At 77.3% G+C, this 828-nt stretch carries 1 pseudogene; it reads left to right on the top strand.

Annotation, left to right across the window (positions count from 1 at the left end):
* Positions 1–287: 287 nt before the first annotated feature.
* Positions 288–828 (top strand): annotated as a pseudogene (locus CR470_RS38235) (aminoglycoside phosphotransferase family protein); the annotation flags it as partial.

Genomic DNA, 828 nt, shown 5'->3' with positions numbered 1-828 from the left:
CGGCAGCGTTTGTCCGGTCAGCTGGGGAGCTGACCGGGCATCGCGCTGTCCGGGCCCATGCGCTTCCCGCCGAGCCGACGCGCACGCACCGGCCTCAACGGCTTCAGGGCCGATGTCCCGGCCGGGCGCTTCGGGGCCGGGCGTCCCGGCCAGGCTGTTCGGCCCGGCGTCCGGTCCGGTGTTCCGGCCCGGCACCGGCTTCGGGACCGGTCAGTTCCCGGGCCCGCTCTCGCGTTACGCTCACGGCGGGACCGGTGCCACGGCCGGGCCGACCGCCGGGGGAACCGTTGACCACCACCCAGACCTCAGTCGTCCATGACTTGGGCACCCTCGCGCATGGCCTCTCCCACCCCGCCAGGGCGCGTTGCGTGTGTGAGCCGCCGCAGGTCCTCGCGGACCGGCCCGACGGCACGGTGGTCCGCAGCGGCGCGATCGTCGCGAAGGCCCACGCCGCCGACACCGACCGCGAGGCGCTGGCGGCCCGGATCGCCCTGGCCGCCGCCCCGCAGCTCACCGGGATCCTGCTCCCGCCGCTCACCGCCCCCGGGCACTCCCTCGCCGCACCGGGGCGCCCGGGGCCCAGCGGAGACCCTCAGCGGCCGGTACCCCCCGACGACCGGCGTCCGGAACCCGCCGAGCATCCCGCGCCCGCCCCGCGTCCGGTCACCCTCTGGCCGCTCGGCGCGCCCGTCGACCCCACCGACCCCGAGGCGGCCCCCTGGGCCGAGGCCGCGGCGCTGCTCGCCCGCCTCCACCGGACGGAGCCCCCGTTCCGGCTCCCGCCGATGCGTGGACCGGCCAAGGCCTGTCTCTTATACACATCTCTGA

The organism is Streptomyces sp. rh34 (assembly GCF_002551245.1).
Lineage (GTDB): Bacteria > Actinomycetota > Actinomycetes > Streptomycetales > Streptomycetaceae > Streptomyces.
This window is presented reverse-complemented; position numbering and strand designations above follow the sequence as displayed.